Annotated in this window: 18 protein-coding genes; 11 read left to right on the top strand and 7 right to left on the bottom strand. The window is 60.4% G+C overall.

Annotated elements, in window-relative coordinates:
* Positions 1-2: 2 nt before the first annotated feature.
* The gene (locus ACVILL_RS37200) at positions 3-968 is read right to left on the bottom strand and encodes a phosphoribosyltransferase-like protein (RefSeq protein WP_456733568.1); all 966 of its coding nucleotides are present in this window, start codon (positions 966-968) and stop codon (positions 3-5) included.
* A gap of 3 nt (positions 969-971) precedes the next feature.
* On the bottom strand, positions 972-2,321 hold the full coding sequence (locus ACVILL_RS37195) for a DNA cytosine methyltransferase (RefSeq protein WP_456733567.1): 1,350 nt from the start codon (positions 2,319-2,321) through the stop codon (positions 972-974).
* A gap of 104 nt (positions 2,322-2,425) precedes the next feature.
* Here ACVILL_RS37195 and thyX point away from each other — a divergent pair, with 104 nt between their 5' ends.
* The 5 genes from thyX to ACVILL_RS37170 all read left to right on the top strand — a co-directional run bounded on the left by thyX (position 2,426) and on the right by ACVILL_RS37170 (position 8,083).
* Complete coding sequence (thyX, locus tag ACVILL_RS37190; protein ID WP_456733566.1) at positions 2,426-3,229, top strand: FAD-dependent thymidylate synthase; 804 nt, start codon at positions 2,426-2,428, stop codon at positions 3,227-3,229.
* Positions 3,230-3,405: 176 nt separating this feature from the next.
* Positions 3,406-4,794 (top strand): metallophosphoesterase, encoded by a 1,389-nt coding sequence (locus ACVILL_RS37185; RefSeq protein ID WP_456733565.1) that lies wholly within the window; start codon positions 3,406-3,408, stop codon positions 4,792-4,794.
* Positions 4,795-4,970: 176 nt separating this feature from the next.
* Complete coding sequence (locus tag ACVILL_RS37180; protein WP_456733564.1) at positions 4,971-5,456, top strand: hypothetical protein; 486 nt, start codon at positions 4,971-4,973, stop codon at positions 5,454-5,456.
* Positions 5,457-5,467: 11 nt separating this feature from the next.
* Positions 5,468-6,709 (top strand): hypothetical protein, encoded by a 1,242-nt coding sequence (locus ACVILL_RS37175; protein WP_456733563.1) that lies wholly within the window; start codon positions 5,468-5,470, stop codon positions 6,707-6,709.
* Between the two features lie 81 nt (positions 6,710-6,790).
* Positions 6,791-8,083 carry a hypothetical protein gene (locus tag ACVILL_RS37170; protein ID WP_456733562.1) on the top strand — a complete coding sequence of 431 codons (1,293 nt, stop codon included), beginning with the start codon at positions 6,791-6,793 and terminating at the stop codon, positions 8,081-8,083.
* A gap of 11 nt (positions 8,084-8,094) precedes the next feature.
* Here the strand turns inward: ACVILL_RS37170 and ACVILL_RS37165 are convergent, their stop codons facing one another.
* Positions 8,095-8,262 carry an ATP-binding domain-containing protein gene (locus tag ACVILL_RS37165; RefSeq protein ID WP_456733561.1) on the bottom strand — a complete coding sequence of 56 codons (168 nt, stop codon included), beginning with the start codon at positions 8,260-8,262 and terminating at the stop codon, positions 8,095-8,097.
* A 70-nt stretch (positions 8,263-8,332) separates the two neighbouring features.
* Positions 8,333-9,625 carry a hypothetical protein gene (locus tag ACVILL_RS37160; RefSeq protein ID WP_456733560.1) on the bottom strand — a complete coding sequence of 431 codons (1,293 nt, stop codon included), beginning with the start codon at positions 9,623-9,625 and terminating at the stop codon, positions 8,333-8,335.
* Between the two features lie 317 nt (positions 9,626-9,942).
* Here ACVILL_RS37160 and istA point away from each other — a divergent pair, with 317 nt between their 5' ends.
* Both istA and istB read left to right on the top strand, forming a co-directional pair.
* Positions 9,943-11,457: an IS21 family transposase gene (gene istA / locus ACVILL_RS37155; RefSeq protein WP_456727940.1), complete on the top strand. Its 1,515-nt coding sequence runs from the start codon at positions 9,943-9,945 to the stop codon at positions 11,455-11,457.
* Positions 11,454-12,266 (top strand): IS21-like element helper ATPase IstB, encoded by an 813-nt coding sequence (gene istB, locus ACVILL_RS37150; protein WP_456727939.1) that lies wholly within the window; start codon positions 11,454-11,456, stop codon positions 12,264-12,266. Before istA ends, istB begins: the two co-directional genes overlap by 4 nt.
* A gap of 696 nt (positions 12,267-12,962) precedes the next feature.
* Here the strand turns inward: istB and ACVILL_RS37145 are convergent.
* From ACVILL_RS37145 to ACVILL_RS37135, 3 genes are all read right to left on the bottom strand, one after another.
* Positions 12,963-13,370, bottom strand: coding sequence for a response regulator transcription factor (locus ACVILL_RS37145; protein ID WP_456733559.1), 408 nt, complete (start codon positions 13,368-13,370; stop codon positions 12,963-12,965).
* 77 nt (positions 13,371-13,447) lie between these two features.
* A complete protein-coding gene (locus ACVILL_RS37140) occupies positions 13,448-14,074 on the bottom strand; it encodes a response regulator transcription factor (RefSeq protein WP_456733558.1) in 627 nt (208 codons plus the stop codon).
* The gene (locus tag ACVILL_RS37135; RefSeq protein ID WP_456733557.1) at positions 14,071-16,353 is read right to left on the bottom strand and encodes a sensor histidine kinase; all 2,283 of its coding nucleotides are present in this window, start codon (positions 16,351-16,353) and stop codon (positions 14,071-14,073) included. Before ACVILL_RS37135 ends, ACVILL_RS37140 begins: the two co-directional genes overlap by 4 nt.
* Positions 16,354-16,842: 489 nt before the next feature.
* Between ACVILL_RS37135 and ACVILL_RS37130 the strand changes: the two genes are divergently transcribed.
* The 4 genes from ACVILL_RS37130 (at position 16,843) to ACVILL_RS37115 (ending at position 22,695) form a co-directional block, all read left to right on the top strand.
* Positions 16,843-17,820 carry a formylglycine-generating enzyme family protein gene (locus tag ACVILL_RS37130; protein ID WP_456734448.1) on the top strand — a complete coding sequence of 326 codons (978 nt, stop codon included), beginning with the start codon at positions 16,843-16,845 and terminating at the stop codon, positions 17,818-17,820.
* Positions 17,817-19,532 (top strand): arylsulfatase, encoded by a 1,716-nt coding sequence (locus ACVILL_RS37125; protein ID WP_456733556.1) that lies wholly within the window; start codon positions 17,817-17,819, stop codon positions 19,530-19,532. Before ACVILL_RS37130 ends, ACVILL_RS37125 begins: the two co-directional genes overlap by 4 nt.
* 108 nt (positions 19,533-19,640) lie before the next feature.
* The gene (locus tag ACVILL_RS37120) at positions 19,641-20,975 is read left to right on the top strand and encodes a DUF3300 domain-containing protein (protein WP_456733555.1); all 1,335 of its coding nucleotides are present in this window, start codon (positions 19,641-19,643) and stop codon (positions 20,973-20,975) included.
* 301 nt (positions 20,976-21,276) lie between these two features.
* Positions 21,277-22,695, top strand: a complete 1,419-nt coding sequence (locus ACVILL_RS37115; RefSeq protein ID WP_456733554.1) for a transglycosylase SLT domain-containing protein — start codon at positions 21,277-21,279, stop codon at positions 22,693-22,695.
* Positions 22,696-22,722 lie beyond the last annotated feature (27 nt).

Below are 22,722 nucleotides of genomic sequence, written 5' to 3'. Positions count from 1 at the left end.
TCTCAACCTCTCCGGATACGGGGAAAGAGCGGTCGCCATGTGTCCGCGGTTTCGTGAATGATTGGCAGGCTGTTGTCTGGGCAGTTCGAGTAGAGAACGACGGTCGCGCCGCTGTCCATGAAGCCGAACGGAGTCTGGGGCACGACTTTTGGGGACAGTCTCGGAGCGGTCTTTCTGATGAGCTCGCGCACGGCAGTGTGGGTCGGAGGTTCCGGCCGCTCGGCCGCCATCTTGATGAACATGGATGGCGGAAGTGACATCACCTGGGCAAAGTAGACGTTCTTGTGCTTCTTCTTGAGTTCGAGCGCCTTCTTCACCCCCTCGGGGCAAATGATGAGAGGGCAGACGAGGACCTGTATCTGCTCTCCCAGCTCTGCGGCAAAGGTGATTGCCTTGCCCATCTGCATCCCCGTACCAACGAAGTCTTCCAGGAGTACGATGCGCCTTATGCCGCTAGTTTCGATGTAGTCGCGGATCTTGGCTGTATCGCCGAACTTGCGGAGTGATCGCCAGTCCGGTTGCAGTTCACGACCGTTGACACCAACGACCTTGAAGAAGGCGTTGATCCTCATGCTGTCCGTGATCGGACAGAACCAGGTCTCCTCCATCGCCGCTTTATATTTGGCGGAGATGTCGGGATCGTCTAGTGCGACGTTCGCGGTGTCGAGAAGCCAGCGCATGATTGGACCGTGAAAGGCCGCCCGGCAGAGTGACTCGAACTCACGTCGGCCTACAAAGAATATCTGCTTCAGGAGCAGATATAGGGTCTTCCGATCGTCATCGTCTTCAACGTTGGCCAGCCAGGAGTCGAGACGGTCAGCGAAGCGCTCAACTTGGCAAGGTTCATAGTCTTCGTACAGCTTATCCGCCAGATACGCAGTCAGGCTTTGGATGTATTCGAGCTCTTCCGTATCGTCGTTGGCTTCAAGCAGCCATCTGCTGACGAGCTGGTTGGCGAATCTGCGCATGGATCAGAGCAGTGCTTTCTGGACAAAGGCGGCCAGCCGTGTGCCCATCGGTGGGGGCACCGCGTTCCCGATCATTTGGAATTGTGCGGACCGGCTGCCGGGGAGCCGGAAGTCGTCACGAAATCCCTGGATGCGGGCCGACTCGCGCGGCGAAAGGCCGCGCTGTTCGTCGGGATGGAGGAATAGTGCCGGATCGCCGAAATGCGTGTCGACCGTGGGCGAGGGCTTTTCCCAGTCTAGCCTTCGGTATTTGCCATTGTAAGTGTGCCGAAGCTCGATGCGCCTTTTGATCTGGCGGACGTAGTTCTTCTTCAGCAGCGACCTGAGCGCCGGGCGGCAATCACGGCCGACGTACTTGCTGATCGCCGACGGGAGAACAGGATCGCCGTCTCCGTAGTCCCGGGTCCTGTCCCGGCGCCGAAGCCGGAGAATGGAATTCAGCACCGCTATCTCGACTTGCGACACAGAGCCGAACACCTCTGGGATATCCCATGTGTGAACGGCATTTGGACTGCTCCTCACATTGGACAACCTCTCTCCGGCGCCGATGTGAAGAGCGATCTTGTACTCGCGAGATTTCGGATCGAGCGATAGCGGTGCGTGGTCTGACAGCGTTTCCACGCCAGCCAAGGCCTCGCGGAGCGAAGGCGCAGGCATGGCCGGAGGCTCTATGCGGATGCAGTCACTTCCGAGCCACGCGATCAGGAATAGTCGTTTGCGTAGTTGCGGCACGCCGCTTTCGACACCCTGTGCCATGAATCGCCTGACGTTGTAGCCGTGCCAACGCAACATATCCTCGACCAGCCGCCAGTGCGTTTCATGCTTACCCGAGATCGCCGCAGGCACGTTCTCCAGGACGAAGACTTTTGGGAAGAGATCTACGGCGATCTGGCCAGCCCTGACCAGGAGATTGTTTCTGGGATCCGAAATCAGCCGCTTCCCCGCGGTGGAAAAGCCTTGACATGGCGAGCCGGCGAGGAGGACGTCGGGGCTTCGGATATCTGGATTCGCGGTGCCAAGATCAAGAATTCGGCCGACTTGGGGCAGGTTGATGTTGTAGGTCTCGACCGCGTTCTGATCGATGTCGAAAGCAGCCACGGGACGGATTCCGCACGAACGGAATCCGTCGTCGAACCCACCGCAGCCGGAAAAGAGGCTTGCGAAGGTGGGGTCCGACGGTCGTCGCAGCCTGAAATACCGTTTGGCCCGCCTCATCTTGAACTCCGCGCCGACCCAAAAAAGGGGGGCGCCGGAGCATTGGGATAATGCCAGTGTTTTCAGGCGCTTTTGGCGATACAACTTGTATAATTGGCGATCGCCCACTAAACGGTCAAGCAGCAATGTCCCCATCATCCAAGCAATCAACACCTGTCGAAAGCCTAGGGCGTCCGACGGTCCCGGCGATCGATGGGATCCTGGGCCGGGAAATCCCCGTACTGGACTCAGGATTCATCCGCGTGATCGACTACATGGGCAACGATGATGCGGTCGTCCAGGCGGCTCGCGTCTCTTACGGCATCGGCACAAAGTCGGTCCGCGAGGACGCCGGCCTGATCAGCTATCTCATGCGGCACATGCACACGACGCCGTTCGAAATGTGCGAGATCAAGTTTCATGTGAAGCTGCCGATTTTCGTGGCACGGCAATGGATCCGCCATCGCACAGCGAACGTGAACGAGTACTCAGCGAGGTACTCGATTCTCGACAGGGAATTCTACGTTCCGTCGGCGGATCATGTGAACGTCCAGAGCTCGTCGAACCGTCAGGGCAGGGGCGCGCGCGTTCCGGAGGACGAGGCTCAAAGGGTCCTGGACATCATTCGCGACGATTCCCAGCGGTCGTACGACCGGTACATAGAGCTGCTGAACGAAGGGGCCGACGGCAGGCCCGTCGATCCCAACCGGTCCGGCCTCTCACGAGAGCTGGCCCGGATGAATCTCACCCTCAATTTCTACACCCAGTGGTATTGGAAGACTGACCTCCATAACCTCCTTCACTTCCTGCAGTTGAGAGCCGATTCTCATGCCCAATACGAGATTCGCGCGTACGCCAACGCCATGCTGGGAGTATTAGAGGCATGGGTGCCGAAGACCTACGCTGCGTTTTTGGACCATAGGCTCAATTCGGTGCGCTTCTCCGGATCGGCAATGACGGTGATCAGGAAATTACTGAGTGGCGAGAAGGTAACTCAGGAAAGCAGCGGTCTTTCGAAGCGGGAGTGGGACGAGCTGCAAAAGGCCATCGCACCCAGCGACGGCTGACGCCGCTTCGTCGCGATCCAAAGCGAAAGCAATTCGTTCCGGTGGTCGCGTTCATAGCATCGCGGGCGTCACGATCCTTTAGGAAAAATCCTGCGCTTGGCTTCACGGGGACTGGCCAGCCTCTGTATCTTATGGTTGTATTACCCCTTTGATACTTCCATTTGAGTTGGGGATTGATGAGCAAGGGGTCTTACACCTACCCGGACCATATTCTGTCCATTTTCCAGTCTGCCGCAGCGCAGATTTCGCGCGAGGAGGATCCCGCAGATAAGATCGGTGCGGAAGCTCCCGCGTCGGGGCAGAGTGGTCTGCTGCAAGCCGCCACGGACGTTGCCGGGATTAGAATGGAAGGGCGCGTCGACGAGAAGGCCCGGGCGCCGGCAGAAGATGAGGTGCAGTTGGAGGCGCTGTCTCCGGCTGGTCTTGCGAGAGTGTGCGCATCCCTAGGCTTGCAGTATCTCGAAGCCAAGCTGAAGGGCGACCAATCGACGGCAGACAGGCTGCGTAGTGAGCTCAGCGACTCGAAATGCGACGTCCGCTGGGCCAGCACAATAGACCAGTATCTTCGTTACTTTGGCCCCAATGGAACGCGAGCCGAGATACCATACGTAACGCCCGCGAAGGCGGGCGAGACCGTGATAACTATTCCGGACGAGGTTGCGATCGGCCTTATAGGCGACTGGGGTACCGGTGGGGACAAGGCGCGGCGACTGCTGCGACAATTGAAGGACAAGAAGCCCGACATCATCGTTCACCTGGGCGACATCTACTACTCCGGCACGCCGCAGGAGTGCGAAACAAACTTCGAAGCCATCATTGACGAGGTGTTCGACAGAGATAAGACGGGCATCCCCGTATACACGCTGGCGGGCAACCACGACCTCTACTCTGGAGGTGTCGGATACTACGGCCTTATCGAGCGACTGAACCCGAAACCGTTTACGCAGCTGGCAAGCTTCTTCTGCCTTCGTACGAAGAGTGCAAAGTGGCAGTTGCTTGCGATGGATACGGGGCTGCACGACTACAATCCGTTCAAAGTCAACGACGCTGTCACGTTCGTAGAAGCGGAAGAGGAGAAATGGCATCGCCGGCGAATGGAGGAGTTCGCCGGCAGCACGATTCTTCTGTCACACCACCAGCTTTTTTCAGCGTTTTCGGAGATCGGTAAGGCTGACGATCGGGCGCAACGGGCGGCCTACAATCCCAAGCTTCGTCAGACTTTTGAGATGCTTCAATCGATCGGGAAACCAATTCCGGCCTGGTTCTGGGGCCACGAGCACAATCTGTGTCTTTACAAGCCTTACATCGGTCTCGCTAAAGGACGGTGCGTCGGATGTAGCGCGATTCCGACCTTCGTCGACGACGATCCGTATGACGTGATCGAGGGGTTGAAGGATCCGCCAGCTCTCATTGACGGCACAAAGCTGTCGATCGCCGGAAACGTGTTCGTGAACGCGTTCGCGACTTTGTCGATCACCAAGGAGGGAACGATCGATGCTCGCTATTTCGAGGACATCAACGGAAGCTGCGTAGAGAAGTACTCGGAGACCATAAGCGGCGAGTAGCACTGCACTCTCCATGCTTGCCATGGAGCCATGGCTGGGCTCCGCGCTCGCGGCCTTTGTTCGGAATTTTGGTACCTCTCGTCGTGCCGGGTGCTGCGCCAGACGAACAAGGCTTGCTGCGCGCGTTGCGCCATCGAAACAGGACCTAATCTTTGCCAAAAAATGGGGGCGTTTGAATGGCTAAGAAAGCGAAAGCAAAGAAGGCAAAGAAGGCAAAGAAAGCGAAGAAAGGCACGAAGAAAGCAGCGGCCGCGCGCCGGCATCCGAACGCTGATCTCAGGTCGGCCATTGAGGATCACGCTGAGGCACTCAGAGAGCACGCCTACGAACTCCGGCGGAATTCACTGATGCTCCGGGCGTCGCTACCGGACGTCGTCGACGCGGATGCCGAACTCGTTCGCGAAGTGACCTCTGCCGGGAGACCGTCCAACGATGACATCAGGCGCAGGCTGGCTTCGGCAACGGGTAACAGCCCCGCAGCTCTCCGTGACGATTTCAAGGTCATCTGGATGCTCGCGGGCGGCCCCGCAATCCGGGACAACCTCATGAGCAGGATCAACAATGAGTTTTGGCCCGGGGCGGAAATCCCTCATCTGAGGTTCAACGACATCAAGGGGCTGAACATAGGCCAGCTGATCGCAAAAATTCGGGGAATGCTTTGAACCGATGGGGGATGTCCGTGCATAGCAAGTCATCGATTTTGATAGGTGTTTTGGCAGTCACATCTGTATCGTCAGCGGCAATGGCCGGAGTGGAAGGGATCTCCTCGCATCGACAGCGACGGGTGGGGGAGAAGGACGTTGAGCTCATTGCCGCTTGCAAGGTTCTGGCGAAGCGAAACGTGGCTCTTCCAACTGAATGCGCACAGTTCGTTCCGGCTGCTGCGGCTCCTCAGGCGAGGCCGAAAGCGGGTCCCCGCGACGCGCGCGCAGCGATTCCTGCTGCCTCCGCTGTCACCACCGCGGCGGCAACACCACTCACCGGCGACGGGGCGCCGGGCGATCCGTTCCTCATGATGAGGCAGGACCAGTACGACCAAGTGTCGTATATCTTTCCCTACGAAGGCTATCAGGTTCTGCAGGGTGCATCGTTTTCCTACACCGACGACTTCAAGGCCAAGTCGCAGTCGGTGAGTGTCAAGGCGTTTGCGGGCTATTCTGCCTACAACTGGGAGGCCACGAGAGCCGAGACAGGCTGCGCGAGCAACCGCGGACCCGGATTTCTCGCCCGGTATGGATTCGGTCCGTTTTTACAGGCGAACGGGACCCTCAGCGAGCCGATGTCGGCCAGCGAAAGGAGTGCGCTTCGCGCGGGCTTCGACGCGGAGGCTTATTTCTGTGACACGGCCGTGTTTCAGCAGCAAGATTTCCAATTTCTTCCGTACGCCCAGACGGACTTTCGCGGCAAAGGCACCATTGGCGGTTTCGATGCACTTTGGGAGCCCTATTTTGTGAATGATGGCATAAACCTAGGCGGACGGCTCGACGTCCTTTCGCCTAAGACGGTCGGGTACTATTTCCGGTTATTGGGGGAGGCCAACGTCTTCAGAGTCAATGATGCTGGCCTGACGAACTTCTTGCCTCACACCAACTATGCGCTGATCGGCGGAAATGCCGAGTTACGGGCGGTCCTCTTCGAAAATGACCCCAGCGTCGGTGCGGCTCTGTGCGGCACGGTTTCTTTCATAGGAAGCGCGAAATACCTTTGGGATGCGGTGTCGCAGAAACCAATCAATCAGTTTGGCGCCGAGATAGATTATCGGCTGGGAGGCAAGAGCGCTTCTACAGCTAACTGTCCGAACCCGTCGATAGGCAATGGCAGCACTTCTGTGGCGTTGTCGTATAACAAGGGGACGGATCCAATGACTTTCGTGAAGCAGGACGTCTATAGGGCGTCGCTGAAGTTCGCGTACTGATCAGCCACGTGAGAGAATGACAAGCGGCATTTGTTGTGCGGCATCTCCTTGGAGAGAGGCCCCCCTGGGTCGTGACGATTCGTGGTTCAAGACCAGTTGCTGCCATTCGCCCAGCGCCGTTATCGCAGCGCCGGAGTCGCGGAAGTCAATCCAGAATTGGTTTCTCCAGATGCAGTCGAACGTGTTGGCTACGCGATGATTCACCGAGATGACCCTATCTACTCGTTCTTGCTCATTCCCGGGACTTGGCACGGGGCGTTTGCTCGGATGTCGCGCGCAATTCCATGGTATAAGTGTGGTTCGGTGTTCCATCTGCACCTGTCGGCGGAACTAGCCAAGGCGGGCATTTCATTCGAGGTGGGTCACTTCGCCTGGAGCGGCAAGAACTCGGTTTTTGCGAGGAAGGAGGAGGCGCTTCGTCTCGCAGCTAAAATCAAGGAAATGGACCTAGTCGGTCGAGAATTGGTCCTCGTTGCCCATAGCTACGCTGCCAACTTGGCGCTTCTCGCTTGCAAAGAATGCCCTGAGCTTCACTCACGAATTCGCGTGATTACACTAGCGTCGCCATTTCTTCAGATAGAGTGGAATGGTCTCGTTTCTGCTCAGGTGAACACGCTCGATACGGCGTTCCTCGCGCTTCCTGTTTTTGCGTTGTTGTCTACATTTTACTTTCTGACGACATCAGCAACCTACAAATATATCGTAGTTCATACGAGTGTGCTCTTGGCCACCATACCGGTTATCTGTGCGGCTTTGGCCCTGGCGTTAGTCCCATCTATCCTGAAACGAGCAACCGTGATTCTGAACTACCGGTTTCCCCGCAAAGTCCTGCAACTCAAGGACGCTTCGCTGTTCTCGATGAAGGAGATGAGTTCGTTGAGGGTTCTCGTTCTGCGAGGTATCGATGACGAGGCCGCCGCAGCGATTACGATCGGGGCCATGTCCACGCAGGCCGCGGCGCTCTTTCTACGACCCATGAACGTCCTTTGTGGATGGGCGTTCGTCTTGTTTTTAGTTACGGGCCTTTTGTTCCAGTTCGAGCAGATAACCTCGTGGCGTATCAGTTGGGTCCATGCATTCAATAGTTGGGATGGCCATCACGGTTCGGCTGTTGTTTATGTGGTCTCAGGCTTTTACTTTCTGTTCTTGCTCGTGGCTCACCTGCCTCGTGCGGTGTACGGGAGAGAGGTATTTGTAAATTCGATCCGCTGCGACGTCGCCGTAAATTCGGTCCCAGACATCAGCACTGAAAACGATATCTCGGTGGTAACCTTGAATAATGCTCACTCAAGAGACCTGTTGCGTCACGGAATCTATAACGAATGGGAGTGCGCAGAGCAGATAAAGAAGTGGCTCATGAAGGCACGCTCTTGACTCTCTAGCCCCTAGGCGACGATCACGCAGTCAGCTTCCGAACCCTGGGCACGGTGGCATGTGAGGGCGTAGCCGAACGACAAGTCGACCAGGTCCTCGGCGAGGAAGACGTGCTCCTCTCTGTCAAAGGTGGCCGTGATCTGGCGCTCAGTCCGATCAATCCGCTGCACGGTACCCATGGAACCGTTGAACAGGCCGCGCTTGTCGCAATTGCGCCGATGGACGATCGGCTCGCCAGGCGAGAACAGGTCACTCGGCTGCCTGCAAGAGATTGCCCTTTGCTTCGCCGGGAGGGCCCCAAAGCGGCCAACCACGCTTCTTTCGGAACTTGATGCGCTGCTCCAGTCGCTGGTCGCCGTAACGTTTCCGGAATATCTCTTCGAGCATATGATCGCGATCCAATAGCAGCGGATCCTCTGCTATTGCGCGAGCAGCCCAGCTGTCGCACCAGTCGATCCATGCCCGCACCATTTCGCGCTTTCGCCCAATCTGCGGGTCGGAGGAGTAGAACTGGCCAGTCACGTCGTTGGGTTCAACTCCCTCGAGGTGGTCCAGGATGAGTGAGGCTTCTCCGCGTTTGAATCCAAGGTCGCGCTCTCCATAGGTAGCGAGGGCATACCGCGCGTCATGTGGAGAGAGGCAGACCCCGGGCATGCATGAAAAGTAGTCGTTGAAGAGGCCAGCCTCCGCATGCCCTCGGTTCGACCTCGTGCGCGTTGCTGCAGGAAACAGCCAGCCTTGGCTGCCTTCAAAATCTGAAAGGCGATCCAGACGATCGACGGCACGAGCTGCGAATCCAATACAAGGGACAAGATGGGAGCGCTTGCCGCGTTTCGTTCCGCTCTTTCGGAAATAGGGGGGCACGTACCATGCCTCTTCGCTGAGCACCTCCTGATACTTCCGGAAACGCATTCTATGCGCGCCCGTGATCGCGCGCCGGCGCTGGCATGTTCCGATCATCAGCTCAATGCCAAGGCAGATGCGCTCAGGAAAATAGCCTTGCCGTGCCATGACGAGAGCTCGCCCGATCTCGATCTCGGGTGGCGCGTCGCCTTGCTCTTCTTCCGGATCGAATGCTTCTTCCCCAATTTCGATGCGAGTCCGCTGGGGGGCTTGCAGCTTCGCCATTCTGGCATCTTCCACGCTCGTTTCGTCTTGGCGCACGGCTTCGGCAAGCCAATTCCAGAACCGTTTGATTACCCGGACCATGCCCTCCGACATGGATTCGGCTCCGCGCGCGTGGACCTCGGCGATGGCCGCGGCCATCTCGTTCCGTGTGATGGTATTGACCATACGATCGTCGAACCGCGAAAGCTCACGGGGCTGTAGCTTCTTGCGATAGTCCCCGTGTGTGGCTTCGCGGTTTGCGCGCTCTACGTCGGCCAAAAACTCCTTCTTTGCCTGCTGCCACGTCCAGGAGGGCTTTGGGCGAGCCGCTTCACGATTCAGGTAGGTTTGAATGGACAGGCCAGCTGCACGGGCGGCAAGAAAATGGGTCGGATTTTGGCCCTTGCGGGCCATTTCACTGACGGCGTTAGCCATTGCGCGGGCGTCGTCCAGCGACAGGCCCCCAATACTCTCGGCCCCATCTACGACGAGACCGAGGTCATAGCGCTTTTGATTACCATGGAGCATGACCCGGACCGACCAGCGGACCGTTGTGTGCGGCGCGGCAATCAGGATGGAAGTGGAGCGTCAATCAGGATGAGAGAGCTTCGCCGGGCTCGTGACGCAGGGAGGGCGTAGCCCGACCTGAGTTACGAGCCCGGCGACGGCGCGATCCACAGGGGACCGCGCCGTCTGGTGATCGCGGCCGGCTGGTTATGCAAGTGGTTCTTCCGCCAAGAGGAATCACTCGCGTGCCCGGCCGACACATCAATGATCACCAGATGAGGCTCTACATGAAGTACCGTCAGACCGATAGCCCGCCAGGGGCCGCTGCCAAGGCGTCGTTCAGTCCGTCAACCGCGTATCGGATCGAGAAGGATCCCCGCCTGCCATCGCAGAAGAAGGGTGAGCGCGGCCGTCGCCGGCCGGACCCGTTGGCCGATGTGTTTGAGACAGAGGTGGTGCCAATGCTCAAGGCCGCCCCCGGCGTGCGGCCGGTTGCGATCTTCGAGGAGATGTTGCGGCGCCATCCTGAGCTCGGAGCTGGAATCCGCCGCACGCTGGAGCGCCGGATCCGCGCCTGGCGGGCGATCCACGGCGAGGAGCAGGAGGTCATCTTCCGCCAGACCCACGAACCGGGCCAGGTCGGCCTGTCCGACTTCACCGACATGGGCGAGCTTGGGGTCACCATCGCTGGCGTGCCGCTCGATCATCGCCTCTATCACTTCCGGTTGGCCTATTGCGGGTTTGAGCACGCCCATGTCGTGCTTGGTGGCGAGAGCTTCGTCGCTTTGGCCGAAGGGCTGCAGAATGCCCTGTGGTCGCTCGGTGGGGCACCGCGGGAGCATCGGACCGACAGCCTGTCGGCCGCCTTCTGCAATCTCGATCGCAATGCGAGGGACGATCTGACCCGGCGGTACGAGGACCTCTGCGCCCATTACGGCATGCGGCCTTCCCGCAACAATCGCGGCATCGCCCACGAGAACGGGGCGATCGAGAGCTCGCATGGCCATCTCAAGCGGACGATCGCCGATGCGCTGCTGTTGCGCGGCACTGCCGACTTCGATGATCTCGCCGCCTACCGCGGCTTCATCGACGAGATCGTCAGCCGCCGCAATGCCCGCAACGCCAAGCGGATCGACCACGAGCGCGCCACCCTGCAGGCGTTGCCAGATCGCCGCACCTCGGACTACGAGGAGGTGATTGTCCGCGTGACGTCAAGCGGCGGCTTCACCTTGCGCAAGGTGTTCTACACCGTGCCGTCACGCCTGATCGGCCACCAGCTGCGGGTGCGCCTTTACGATGATCGTCTCGACGTGTTCGTCGGCGGCACTCATCTCGTCACCCTGCCGCGTGGGCGGCCGCATCCCAACGGCAAGCACGACCAGGTCGTCGATTATCGGCACGTGATCCATTCCTTGCGGCGCAAGCCGATGGCGCTGCTCAATCTGGTCTACCGTGATCGGCTGTTCCCGCGCGAGGCCTATCGTCGAACCTTCGACTCCTTGCGCGAACGGCTGCCGGACAAGAAAGCCTGCCGGCTCATGGTCGATCTGCTCGCGCTGGCGCATGAGCGCGGTTGCGAGGCCGACCTCGCCGGTCAGCTCGCGGCTGACCTTAACGCTGGCCAACTGCCCGACCTCGGACGGCTGCGCGCCCACTTCGCGCCCGATCCTGCCTGCGTGCCGCAGGTCATGGTGCAGCTTGCCCCGCTCGCCAGCTATGAGTGCCTCATCGGCGCCGGCCAGATCGGAGACGCCGCATGAACACGGCCAACACAGTCGACACTGGGCGCCTCAATCTGTTGCTCAACGAGCTGCGGCTACCCGCCATCAAGGTGCTATGGCCACAGTTCGCCGAACAGTCCGACAAGGAAGGTTGGCCGGCGGCCCGCTTCCTCGCCACCATCGCCGAGCATGAGATCGCCGAACGCGGCCGCCGTCGCGTCGAGCGCCATCTCGTCGAGGCGCGGCTGCCCGCCGGAAAGACCTTCGACAACTTCGACTTCGAGGCCGTGCCGATGATCTCCAAGGCGCAGGTGACTGCGCTCGCCGCCGGCGACAGCTGGTTGGGCAAAGGTGCCAATCTGCTCCTGTTCGGCCCGCCCGGCGGCGGAAAGAGCCACTTGGCGGCAGCCATCGGTCTCGCCCTGATCGAGAACGGATGGCGCGTCCTCTTCACCCGCACCACCGATCTCGTCCAGAAGCTCCAGGTGGCGCGGCGCGAGCTCAACCTCGAGGCCGCCATCAATCGTCTCGATCGCTTCGATCTCATGATCCTTGACGACCTCGCATACGTCACCAAGGATCAGGCCGAGACCAGCGTGCTGTTCGAGCTCATCAGCGCACGCTACGAGCGGCGTTCAATGCTGATCACTGCCAATCAGCCATTTGGCGAATGGAACAGGGTCTTCCCGGACCCCGCCATGACCCTCGCCGCCATCGATCGCCTCGTCCACCATGCCACCATCGTCGAGATGAACGTCGAGAGCTATCGCAGGCGCACCGCGCTCGAACGAAAGCGCGGTCCAGGACGGCCGCCTTCGCACGCGACACCCAAAACTGTCGCTGATTGACGCTCCGCGACAATCAGAGTTCAACAAAACTCTTGCGCGCGACAATCATCGCGGCAATCATCACCACGCCGCGACACCGACTCGCCATCCTGATCGTCGCGCGCTTCCCACCCAGATTGTCGCGCTATACGTTGTGGGCTTCACACGAAGCTGCAATCCATGGCTCTTCGAGTCCGTCTTGTCATACCGCTTCGTGCCCTCGCGCTGATGGCGTAGGGCGGCTTTCACGGTATTGAGGGTGAGCAACTCAGGCACTTTTCGTTCCGGGTCAGGAGCAAGCTTGTCCGCAAGCTGGGTCAGTCCTGGGTCAAGGAATGTCCAACCTGACCCGGAGTCAAGATGAGGCCCATCGACAGCGTGGGAGGGAGCTGATTCTAGGTTAAGTCTCTGGAATCCTTGGGAAGCTAACTGCGGATCACTTCCCAATCCTTGTGTTTGGAGAAGCTGATTTCAATGACCCAGGGTAACTGTAAATCAGCCGCCTCATGGCTTCGCAGGTTCGAGTCCTGCCTCCCCCACCAGCCTTCGCTCGCTTCGCGAGCTACGGCTAGGCGGGCCTGCAAAATTCCATCGTAGCGAAGTGAGCGAAGGCTGCCGCGCCGAAGCCCAAAGGGCGAAGGCGGGCTGTATCCGTGATTCCGTCGGCTGGTCGACCCTTGCCTTCATCGTGTTCCTGTGACCTTCGGCTGCGCAGAGTTACCGCGAGCGCGTCGATCGGCTGCCCTTCGCTCGGATCGCGTTGATGGCATCGAGCAGGGACGTATCCTCGAGCGGCTTGAGAAGGTAGGCCTCCGCGCCAGCCGCCGTGCAAAGATCTCGCATGTCGCTCTCGGAATGCGCGGTGATCACGATTGTCGGAATTCTAAATCCTGCATCATTGAGATAGCGTTGCAACTCGAGCCCAGTCATGTCGGGCATCTGCAGATCCAGGATCAGGCATTCGGGCAGCCCGTCCGTGGTGTTCTCCGACAGCGAGCCGATGAATTCGCCGGCCGACTCGTACGTCCTTGTGTTGATGGCGCGGGTCCTTAGCAGCCGTGACAGAGCCTTGAGCACGGACGGGTCATCGTCGACGATCGCTATCCAGGGCGATGGAGCCACCATGGCAAAACTATCAGGCGCGAAATGGCGGCCTGTCGAGTTGGCCCAAGGGCCAACGGAACCGCTGGCCAATGGAGCCATTAGGATCCGACGCCGGTAATTCCGGCCTTTTCTGCCAGGCGCACGAGATCAGCAACGGAACGAACGCCAAGCTTGTGCATGACCCGGCCACGATGAACCTTGATCGTCTTCTCGACGGTTCCGAGTTCTCCGGCAATCTGCTTGTTCAGCCGGCCGGCAATGACCTGCTTCATCACTTCCTGCTCCCGCGGCGTCAGCATCGCGAGCTTGGCGGTGATTGAATTCAGACTGGCAGCTTTCGCGCGGATCTCGCTATCTCTCCTCACGGCCTCCTGGACGGCCCGCAATAGGTCAGCATCGTTCACGGGTTTGGTGAGAAAATCGATGGCGCCGGCACGCATGGCGCGCACGCTGGTTGGTATGTCGCCCTTCGCCGTCAGGAAGATGACCTGCCGTTCCGATCCGCAGGCGCTCAGCGCCTCTTGCAGCGCCAGTCCGTCCAGATCGGGCATCGAGAGGTCGAGCAGGGCACAGCCGGGGACGGACACGTCGTGGCTCGCCAGGAATGCTGTTGGCGAGGTGAACGGCTGAACACGGTAGCCTCTCGCCCGCAACAATCGACCAATCGCCTTCAGCACGCCCTCGTCGTCGTCGACCAGGAAAACTGTAAATCCATCATCGGTCATTGTGCCGCCGTGAGCATGAGACGGGCGGGGAGCGAAATCTTCGCAACGGCGCCGCCCATGTCGCCGTTTTTCAGATTGATGGTTCCCCCATGCTTCCGGATGATCGTGGAGCAGATCGTGAGGCCAAGGCCAAGTCCATGATCCTTCGTGGTGTAGAACGGCGTGAACAGCCGCTTACCATCCTGGGGGTGGACGCCGTGTCCGTTGTCGCTGACGAATATCTCGGTGGTTCCGGTCTTCGTCTCCCGGGTGCCAATGCAGATGCGCCGCTGCTTCTCAGGCGTCGAAGCCATTGCATCCATCGCATTGATGATGAGATTCAGCAAAACCTGCTGCAATTGCACGGAATCGCCGAATACGGTTGGCCTGCTGGCTGACAGGTGTGTCTCGACCCTCACGCGCCGGCTGATCAGCTCGTTGTGAAGCAATGCGGTGGCCGAACCGATCATTTCATTGATGTCGATCAGCTCGGTGCGAGATTCTCCCTTCTTCAGCAGTCCGCGCAGGCGTCGAACCACGCTGCCCGCCCGGTTGTCTTCGTTGACGATGTCACGCAGCGCCTCCCGCACTTCTTCGAGATTGGGGGGATCCTGCTCAAGCAGGTACAGCGCCGCCTGTGCATTCGACATGATCGCAGTGAGGGGCTGGTTGACCTCGTGGGCAATCGCGCCTGAAAGTTCGCCGAGCATCGAGACGCGCATCAGATGCGCGACTTCCTGACGGTGAAGCTCGGTCTCGCTCTCGGAAGCTTTCTGGTCGGTGATGTCGACGAAAGCGCCGCTGACTGGGTTCGATTCCGATGCTTCGTCAAGATGCGCACGCGAGCGGATCCTCACCCATCGAACCTCGTCGCCTGAAGCTCCGACGCGAACGTCGGCCGCGGGCGTATGGACTTTCAGGTCTCCTTCCAGGGCTGCAGCTGCCAGCGGGCGATCTTCCAGCTGAACAGCGGCGAGAAACGAGTCCCGGGTCAACGGCTGTTCCTTGGCTGCATTGAACATCACGCGGCCATGTTCGCTGATCCACAGCGCGCCGGTTGATCGATTGAATTGCCAAAATCCGATGTTCATCGACGTGGCCGCGAAATTCATCCGGTCCTCGCTCTCCTCGAGCGAGCGCTGGGTTCGACGGAGTTGGCGCCGTTGGAACAGCAACGCGATCAAAAGGACCGATTGAATCAGAAGCACCGACGCCACGGCGACCACGAGCAGACCGTGCTGCTCCCAGAGACCAGGTTCATGGAATTGGACAATTGTGCCGGGCGGCAAGTCGGACCGCTGCATCCCCCATCGATTCATTGCCCGTGCATCGACCAGAAACGCTTGGCGGGGGCTTGCATGGGGCGCAATTTTTGCTGGATCTGCTCCGGAAAGTATCTCGATCGCGACATCCGCGGCGCTTGCGCCAAACGAAGCATAGGTTTCGGTGTATCCGCCGACGACTCCCGAACCAAGGAATGTCTCGAATGGGCCGTAGACCGGCGCGGACGCAGCCTTTGCGATGTCGGTCGCAACGACACGAGGAATCAGCGACCGACCATCCGCGTCCGAATAGGCGGTCAACAACAGCACGATCGTGTCTGAAGGAAGATGCGAGACCTCTGCCAATAAAGCGTCATAGGAAAAATCGTAGCGCGTGATGATCTCGAGCCGTTTTGCCCGACGTTCGATCGCCTCTCGCGCCGACCTTTGCCAGGATCGATCATTCTCGCTGCTTCCGCCGATGACCATCAAGCGGCGCGCGTTCGGCTGCATGCGTTCCGCCAGTTCCAGGATCTTGTCGGGATCAAAGCCGGAATAGACGCCGGTCATGTCGTTTGGCAGCTTCAGCGCAGCGAAATGATCCTTCGTTCCTCCCGCGAATGCGACCGGCACATTTGGCGCAAATTGATCGCGATATTTAATGATGAACGGTACGGCGCCGGCGCCGATTGCCAAGATCAGATCAAATCGCATGGCATGATATTTGTCGTGGAGAAACTGCGCGGTGCGGGCGGCGTTCGCATCGCCCGGAAACCGCGCCAGGTCGAGAAATTCAGCTTCGATTTCGATCGGCCGCGATGAGTGTTCGATCAGTTGCCTTCGCGCGGCCTCGGAGGCGATGGTCGTCGCAGGAAACGTATAGTTATAGGCGTGAAGAATGAGCACGCGCTGCGGCGCATCGCTGGCTAGGCAATGCGCGCTCATGAAAACCAACAGGGCGATGGTCGCAAGGAAGAGTTTGCGTACGCGTGTGTCGCAATAGGCGCTTGTCCGACTCTGCCGATCGCCCGAATTCACCAAACACGATCCGGTTTGATATGCGACTGTTATGAATAGAAACCTTGGATTGAGGATTGTCCAGTCCAACAATCGAGGCGCTTGCGCGGAGGACCCACGATTTGGCCTCAATTCGCCGGCGTTGCAGCGTTGGCCGTCAAGACAAGAGCTTGGCTCTGTACATGCTTCGGTGTTCGATCGCTCCGGCCTTTTTCCCTTAACGCCGTGCGGCACTTGGCCGCGAAGCGCTCTCGAATGATGGACCAAGGTCCAACTTGGCCGAACGTCAGGGCGCTTTAGATTTCCGGCTTCCGATCGGCTGTCTTCCAGACGAGCATTGGTCCGACCGAGACAGGAGAGCCCGATGACGCTTTCGCCAGCTTGTCGATCATCGGCATCGTCTCGGCAAATTTGGCACAATCTGCATATCGGCGGACGCGTGATCGGCGCAGGGATTCACGGAACCCGGGCGAATCTGACTACCAGCGCGAACGGCTGGAGGCAAGGTTCGTGAACATCGCTCAGAGACTGGTCGCGAACGTGGACAAGACCCTCGCGTCAAACAGTGTGTTCATTCCGGGCGGCACGTTTCGGATGGGATCGGATCGCCACTATCCCGAGGAAGCTCCATGCCATACGGTGAGCGTTGACGGATTCTGGATTGATCGAACGCCGGTGACGAACCGGCAGTTCAAGGAATTCGTGCGAGCCACCGGGCATGTGACGTTCGCCGAAGTGGCGCCGGATCCGGCGAACTATCCCGACGCACTGCCGGAAATGATCTTCGCCGGCTCGCTCGTCTTCACGCCTCCGGATTATCCCGTCGATCTGCGCGACTACAGCCAATGGTGGACGCTGCTCAAGGGAGCGAATTGGCGTCATCCTTACGGCCCCAGGAGCAAGATCAAGTCGCTCGACGACCATCCGGTTGTCCATATCGCCTACGCCGATGCGCTGGCCTACGCGCGATGGGCGGGCAAGGACTTGCCGACGGAAGCGGAATGGGAATTTGCCGCACGCGGCGGCCTGGACGGTGCCGAGTTTGCGTGGGGCGACGAGTTCGCTCCCGGCGGAGTCCATCGCGCCAACACCTGGCAGGGCCGCTTCCCGTTCGAGAACAGCGGCGATGACGGCTTCGAGCGTACATCTCCGGTGACGTCCTATCCGCCGAACGGTTACGGCGTCTACGACATGATCGGCAATGTCTGGGAATGGACCAGCGACTGGTACGCGCCGAAGCATCAGGCCGACGCGGCCAAGGCGTGCTGCATTCCACAGAATCCGCGCGGCGGCGCCGAGCATGACAGCTACGACCCGCTACAGCCTCTCATCAGGATACCACGCAAGGTCATCAAGGGCGGCTCGCACCTTTGCGCGCCGAGCTATTGCAGACGCTATCGACCCGCCGCGCGTCATGCCGAACCGGTCGATACCTCGACGAGCCACCTCGGATTTCGCTGTGTAACCCGATCAGGGAGAGAGACATGACGGAGAAGACCACCACAGACACGTTCAATCGTCGTAACCTGTTGCTCGGGTCCACCTCGATTGCCGCCGCCACGGCGATTTCGGCGGTAGCTCCGGTTCAGACCGCCCAGGCGCAGCAGTCGCAGTCACCGCAGCCTGCGACGGCATCGGGTGCAGGAAAGCCCAATATCATCTTCATCGTGTCGGACGATTTCGGCTACGGCGACGCCGGCTGCTATCTCGGCGGCGAGAACCGCGGCATGCCGACGCCCAATATCGACAGGCTGGCGGCCGAGGGCATCCAATTCCTGTCGTTCTACGCGCAGCCGAGCTGCACGCCCGGCCGCGCCGCGATGCAGACGGGCCGGATTCCGAACCGCAGCGGCATGACCACGGTGGCGTTCCAGGGCCAGGGCGGTGGCCTTCCGGCGGCGGAATGGACGCTCGCCTCGGTCCTGAAGACGGGCGGCTACAAGACGTTCTTCGTGGGGAAATGGCATCTCGGCGAAGCGGACTATGCGTTGCCAAACGCGCAAGGCTACGACGAGATGAAATACGCCGGCCTGTATCATCTCAATGCCTACACCTATGCCGACCCGACCTGGTTCCCGGATATGGATCCCGAACTGAGGGCGATGTTCGTGCGGGTGACCAAGGGGGCCATGTCCGGCAACGCCGGCCAGCCGGCGAAGGAAGAGTTCAAGATCAATGGCCAGTATGTCAACACGCCAGACAAGGGTGTGGTCGGCATTCCATTCTTCGACGACTATGTCGAGAAGGCATCGCTCGACTACCTTGAACGCAACAGATCATCGACGCAGCCGTTCTTCATGAACGTCAACTTCATGAAGGTGCATCAGCCCAACATGCCGGCGCCCGAATTCCAGGGCAAGTCGATGTCGAAGTCCAAATATGCTGACTCGGTTGTCGAAAATGACGCCCGGATCGGCAGGATCGTGGATAAGGTGCGCGCCCTCGGGCTCGACAAGAACACCTATATTTTCTGGACGACGGACAACGGCGCCTGGCAGGACGTCTATCCGGATGCCGGCTATACGCCGTTCCGCGGCACCAAGGGCACGGTGCGCGAAGGCGGCAATCGCGTCCCGTCGATCGCATGGGGCCCCGGCATCAAGGCCGGTACGAAGAACGCCGATATTGTCGGCGGCCTCGACTACATGGCGACCTTCGCCAAGCTCGGCGGCGTGAAGCTGCCCGAGACCGACCGCGAGGGCAAACCCATCATCTTCGACAGCATCGACATGTCGCCGGTGCTGTTCGGAACCGGCAAGTCGGACCGCAAGAACTGGTTCTACTTCACGGAATCCGAGCTCTCGCCGGGCGCCGCCCGCGTCGGCAACTACAAGGCCGTCTTCAATCTGCGCGGCGATGACGGCACCAAGACCGGCGGTCTGGCGGTCGACAGCAATCTCGGCTGGAAGGGACCGGAGTCGTATGTGGCGACCGTCCCGCAAGTGTTCGATCTCTGGCAGGACCCGCAGGAGCGCTACGACGTCTTCATGAACAATTATACGGAGCATACGTGGTCGCTGGTCACGATCAACGCGGCGATCAAGGATCTGATGCAGACCTACGTGAAGTATCCGCCGCGGAAGATTCAGAGCGAGACCTACGCGGGGCCGATCACGATCCAGCAGTATGAGAGATTCAGTTTCTTCAGGGATCAACTCGCCAAGGACGGCTTCCATATCGGTTTGCCCACGGGCAACTGACCCACGCGCGCTGAACGGCTCCGAAGCTTCGGAGCCGTTCTGCTTTCGTCACTATCGCCGGCTTGTCCGGTGGCGTGACCCGGGTGCAGAACGAATTGAGGAGGCACGATGAAGGCTTTTCTTCCAAAATTGTCTGGACTGACCTTTCTGAGCGGGGCCCTGGCCGCCGGCCTGATGTTGAGTATCCCGGCACGCGCGCAAGCACCCGCCGACCAGAAGCCGGCACAAGATCAGGCCGCCGCGCCGGCGCCGGCCCAGACAGCCAGCAAGCTTCCGGACGGACAGATCCAGCAACTGGTCGCGCCGATTGCGCTCTATCCGGACGCGCTGGTGTCGCAGATCCTGATGGCATCGACCTATCCACTGGAAGTCGTGGAGGCGGCGCGCTGGTCGCAGGACAACAAGGGCGTCACCGGCAAGGCGCTGGAAGACGCGATGCTGAAGCAGTCGTGGGATCCGAGCGTGAAGGCGCTCACATCCGTGCCGCAAGTGCTTCAGATGATGAACGACAAGCTCGACTGGACCCAGCAACTGGGCGATGCGTTCCTCGCGCAGGAGCAGGACGTGATGGCGGCGGTCCAGACCCTGCGCCAGCGCGCGGAGGCCGCCGGCAATCTCAAGTCGACGCCGCAGCAAAAGGTGATCAAGAGCGCGCCGCCCGCCGGTGTGACCGCGCCGGCCGGCATGACGCAGGCGATCTCGATCGAGCCGGTCGATCCCGATACGTACTATGTCCCGGTCTATGATCCCGGTGTCGTCTACGGTGCCTGGGATTATCCCGCCTACCAGCCGTTCTATTGGGAACCGCCGGGCTACGTCGCCGCAGGTGTGATCGGCTTTGCCACCAGCGTGGCCGTCGGAGCCGCGATCTGGGGCGGCTGCAATTGGTGGAACCGCAACGTCTACGTCAACGTCAACCGCTACAATCAGTTCAACCGCACCAACATCGTCAGCAACAACTGGGCTCACAATCCCGTTCATCGCGGCGGCGTTGCGTATCGTGACGCCGGCGTGGCACGGCGCTTCGGCAGCGGCAACACCGCCGCCGCGCGCGAGGCGCTTCGCGGTCGCACCGGTGCTCCCGGCGCCAGGTTCACGAATGCGGGGGCAGGGCGGGCCAGGACGGCAGTCACGCAACGCGCCGGCAATCGTGGCGGCGCCGGCGTATCCCGGCGAACCGCCAGCCGGAGTGTCACCCGCGCCCGCACGGGCGCCGGCAATCGCGCTGCGATCTCGCACAGAAGCGTGACGCGCGCGCACACCCGCGTCAGCGGACGCGTCGGTCGCAGCCGGTCGGCTGCGGTGCGTGCCGGTGGCATGCGGGCAGGCGGTGTCGGCTTCCATCGCGCCGGCCGCGGTGGCTTCCGCGGCGGTGGCGGTTTCCACGGTGGCGGGGGCTTCCGTGGCGGCGGCGGATTCCATGGCGGTGGCCGCCGGCGCTGATTGCAGCGCGAGCAACGGCGCAGATTTCATTGATCCTGATCAAGTCGGGGGCGGACAATCCCGTCCACACGGATTGTCCGTAAAAAAAAGAGAGGCGATGTGATACGCTCCGGCCGGAGTTCGGCGCTGGTGCGACGTCCCTGACGGGTGGATCAGCATCAAAAGATTCGTGCCTCCGGCACCTCGGGGGCATGCAGGCATCTCCACGAGACTTCATCTTTTTGCGACGCAGATAGTTTGGATTTGAACGATGACAGGTTACCGGGTTTGCCCAAACGCGCGGCGTTTGGCGGGAGCCCTGATGGCTGCAATCGCAGCCCTGGGCTTCGCGACCGGTCCGGCGGCAGCCGGTCCGCAGGTCCTGGCGCTTCCCTCGTTGAAGGTCTGGCAGGGGGATTTCGACGGCATGCTCAGGCGCAAGCTCGTGCGCATCCTGGTGCCGACCGACCGGACATCGTTCTTCATCGACAAGGGCGAGACGCTCGGCTTCGAGGCCGAGCTCGGCGCCGAGTTCGAGAACTGGTTGAACAAGCGGCACGGCCAGAAGAAGCAGAAGATCTATGTCGGCTTCGTCCCGACGCCGCGTGACAGGCTGCTGGGCGACCTGGCCGCGGGGAAGGGTGACATCGCCGCCGGTCTGCTCACGATCACGCCGGAGCGGAGCAAGCTCGTCGACTTCGCCGATCCCTGGGCAACCGGCGTTCGCGAGGTGCTCGTGACCGGATCTGCGGCTCCGAGTGTCGGCTCGCTGAACGATCTCGGCGGCAAGACGATCCAGGTCAGGGAATCGAGCAGCTATTTCGAGCACCTCAATGCGCTCGATGCGGACCGCACGGCCAAGGGGCTGGAGCCGATTGTCGTCAAGGCGGTCGACAAGAACCTCGAGGACGAGGACCTGCTCGAGATGGTGAGCACCGGGCTGCTGCCCTGGGCGGTCGTCGACCGCTTCAAGGCGCAAGCCTGGGCGGGCCTCCTGACAGGTCTGACGGTGCGCGACGATATTGTCATCAACGAAGGCGGCGACATTGCCTGGGCGATCCGGAAGGATAGTCCGGGGCTGAAGAAGGAGCTCGCCGAATTCGTCAGCACGCACAGGATCGGCACCGAGTTCGGCAACGATCTGAGGGCGCGCTACTTCAAGACCGCCAAGCCGCTGAAGAACGCGCTCGCCCATGCCGAGGCGGAGAAGTTCAAGGCGTTGCGCGCGTCGTTCCAGAAATACGGCGCGGAGTATTCGATCGACCCGGTGCTGCTGGCGGCGCAGGGCTATCAGGAATCCGAGCTCGATCAGGCCTGTCATAACGCTTCAGGCGCCACCGGCATCATGCAGATCAAGCCCAGCACGGCGAAGGGGAAGCCGATCGAGATCACCGGCGTTGCAGCCAGCGCGGACACCAACATCCATGCAGGCTCGAAGTATCTGCGCTACCTCGCCGATACCTATGTCGACGCCACGGTGGTGGACCCGCGCGAACGCGTGTTCATGGCGCTGGCGGCCTACAATGCGGGACCGGGCAATCTCAAGCGCTTCCGCGATTATGCGACCAAGCACGGTTTCGACTCGACCATCTGGTTCGGCAATGTCGAGAACGGCGCGGCCGCAATCGTCGGCCAGGAGACGGTTCAGTACATCGGCAAGATCTACAAATACTACGTGGCCTATACCTCGCTGCGGCAGGAGCAGCCGGCCAGCGCCACTGCCGATCCATCGCGGAAATAGGCAGGTGTCACGGCGTCATCGCAAACG

The sequence above is a fragment of the Bradyrhizobium sp. USDA 3364 genome, from assembly GCF_054056355.1.
Note: the sequence above shows the minus strand (reverse complement) of the source record. Positions and strands in the feature narration are given on the sequence as shown.

What these genes read in the sequence shown, in the direction of transcription:
- ACVILL_RS37200 (WP_456733568.1), bottom strand. Translation starts at nt 968, where the DNA reads ATGCGCAGATTCGCCAACCAGCTCGTCAGCAGATGGCTGCTTGAAGCC.
- ACVILL_RS37195 (WP_456733567.1), bottom strand. Translation starts at nt 2,321, where the DNA reads ATGATGGGGACATTGCTGCTTGACCGTTTAGTGGGCGATCGCCAATTA.
- ACVILL_RS37185 (WP_456733565.1), top strand. Translation starts at nt 3,406, where the DNA reads ATGAGCAAGGGGTCTTACACCTACCCGGACCATATTCTGTCCATTTTC.
- ACVILL_RS37180 (WP_456733564.1), top strand. Translation starts at nt 4,971, where the DNA reads ATGGCTAAGAAAGCGAAAGCAAAGAAGGCAAAGAAGGCAAAGAAAGCG.
- ACVILL_RS37175 (WP_456733563.1), top strand. Translation starts at nt 5,468, where the DNA reads ATGTCCGTGCATAGCAAGTCATCGATTTTGATAGGTGTTTTGGCAGTC.
- ACVILL_RS37165 (WP_456733561.1), bottom strand. Translation starts at nt 8,262, where the DNA reads ATGGGTACCGTGCAGCGGATTGATCGGACTGAGCGCCAGATCACGGCC.
- ACVILL_RS37160 (WP_456733560.1), bottom strand. Translation starts at nt 9,625, where the DNA reads ATGGCTAACGCCGTCAGTGAAATGGCCCGCAAGGGCCAAAATCCGACC.
- istB (WP_456727939.1), top strand. Translation starts at nt 11,454, where the DNA reads ATGAACACGGCCAACACAGTCGACACTGGGCGCCTCAATCTGTTGCTC.
- ACVILL_RS37145 (WP_456733559.1), bottom strand. Translation starts at nt 13,370, where the DNA reads ATGGTGGCTCCATCGCCCTGGATAGCGATCGTCGACGATGACCCGTCC.
- ACVILL_RS37140 (WP_456733558.1), bottom strand. Translation starts at nt 14,074, where the DNA reads ATGACCGATGATGGATTTACAGTTTTCCTGGTCGACGACGACGAGGGC.
- ACVILL_RS37125 (WP_456733556.1), top strand. Translation starts at nt 17,817, where the DNA reads ATGACGGAGAAGACCACCACAGACACGTTCAATCGTCGTAACCTGTTG.
- ACVILL_RS37120 (WP_456733555.1), top strand. Translation starts at nt 19,641, where the DNA reads ATGAAGGCTTTTCTTCCAAAATTGTCTGGACTGACCTTTCTGAGCGGG.
- ACVILL_RS37115 (WP_456733554.1), top strand. Translation starts at nt 21,277, where the DNA reads ATGGCTGCAATCGCAGCCCTGGGCTTCGCGACCGGTCCGGCGGCAGCC.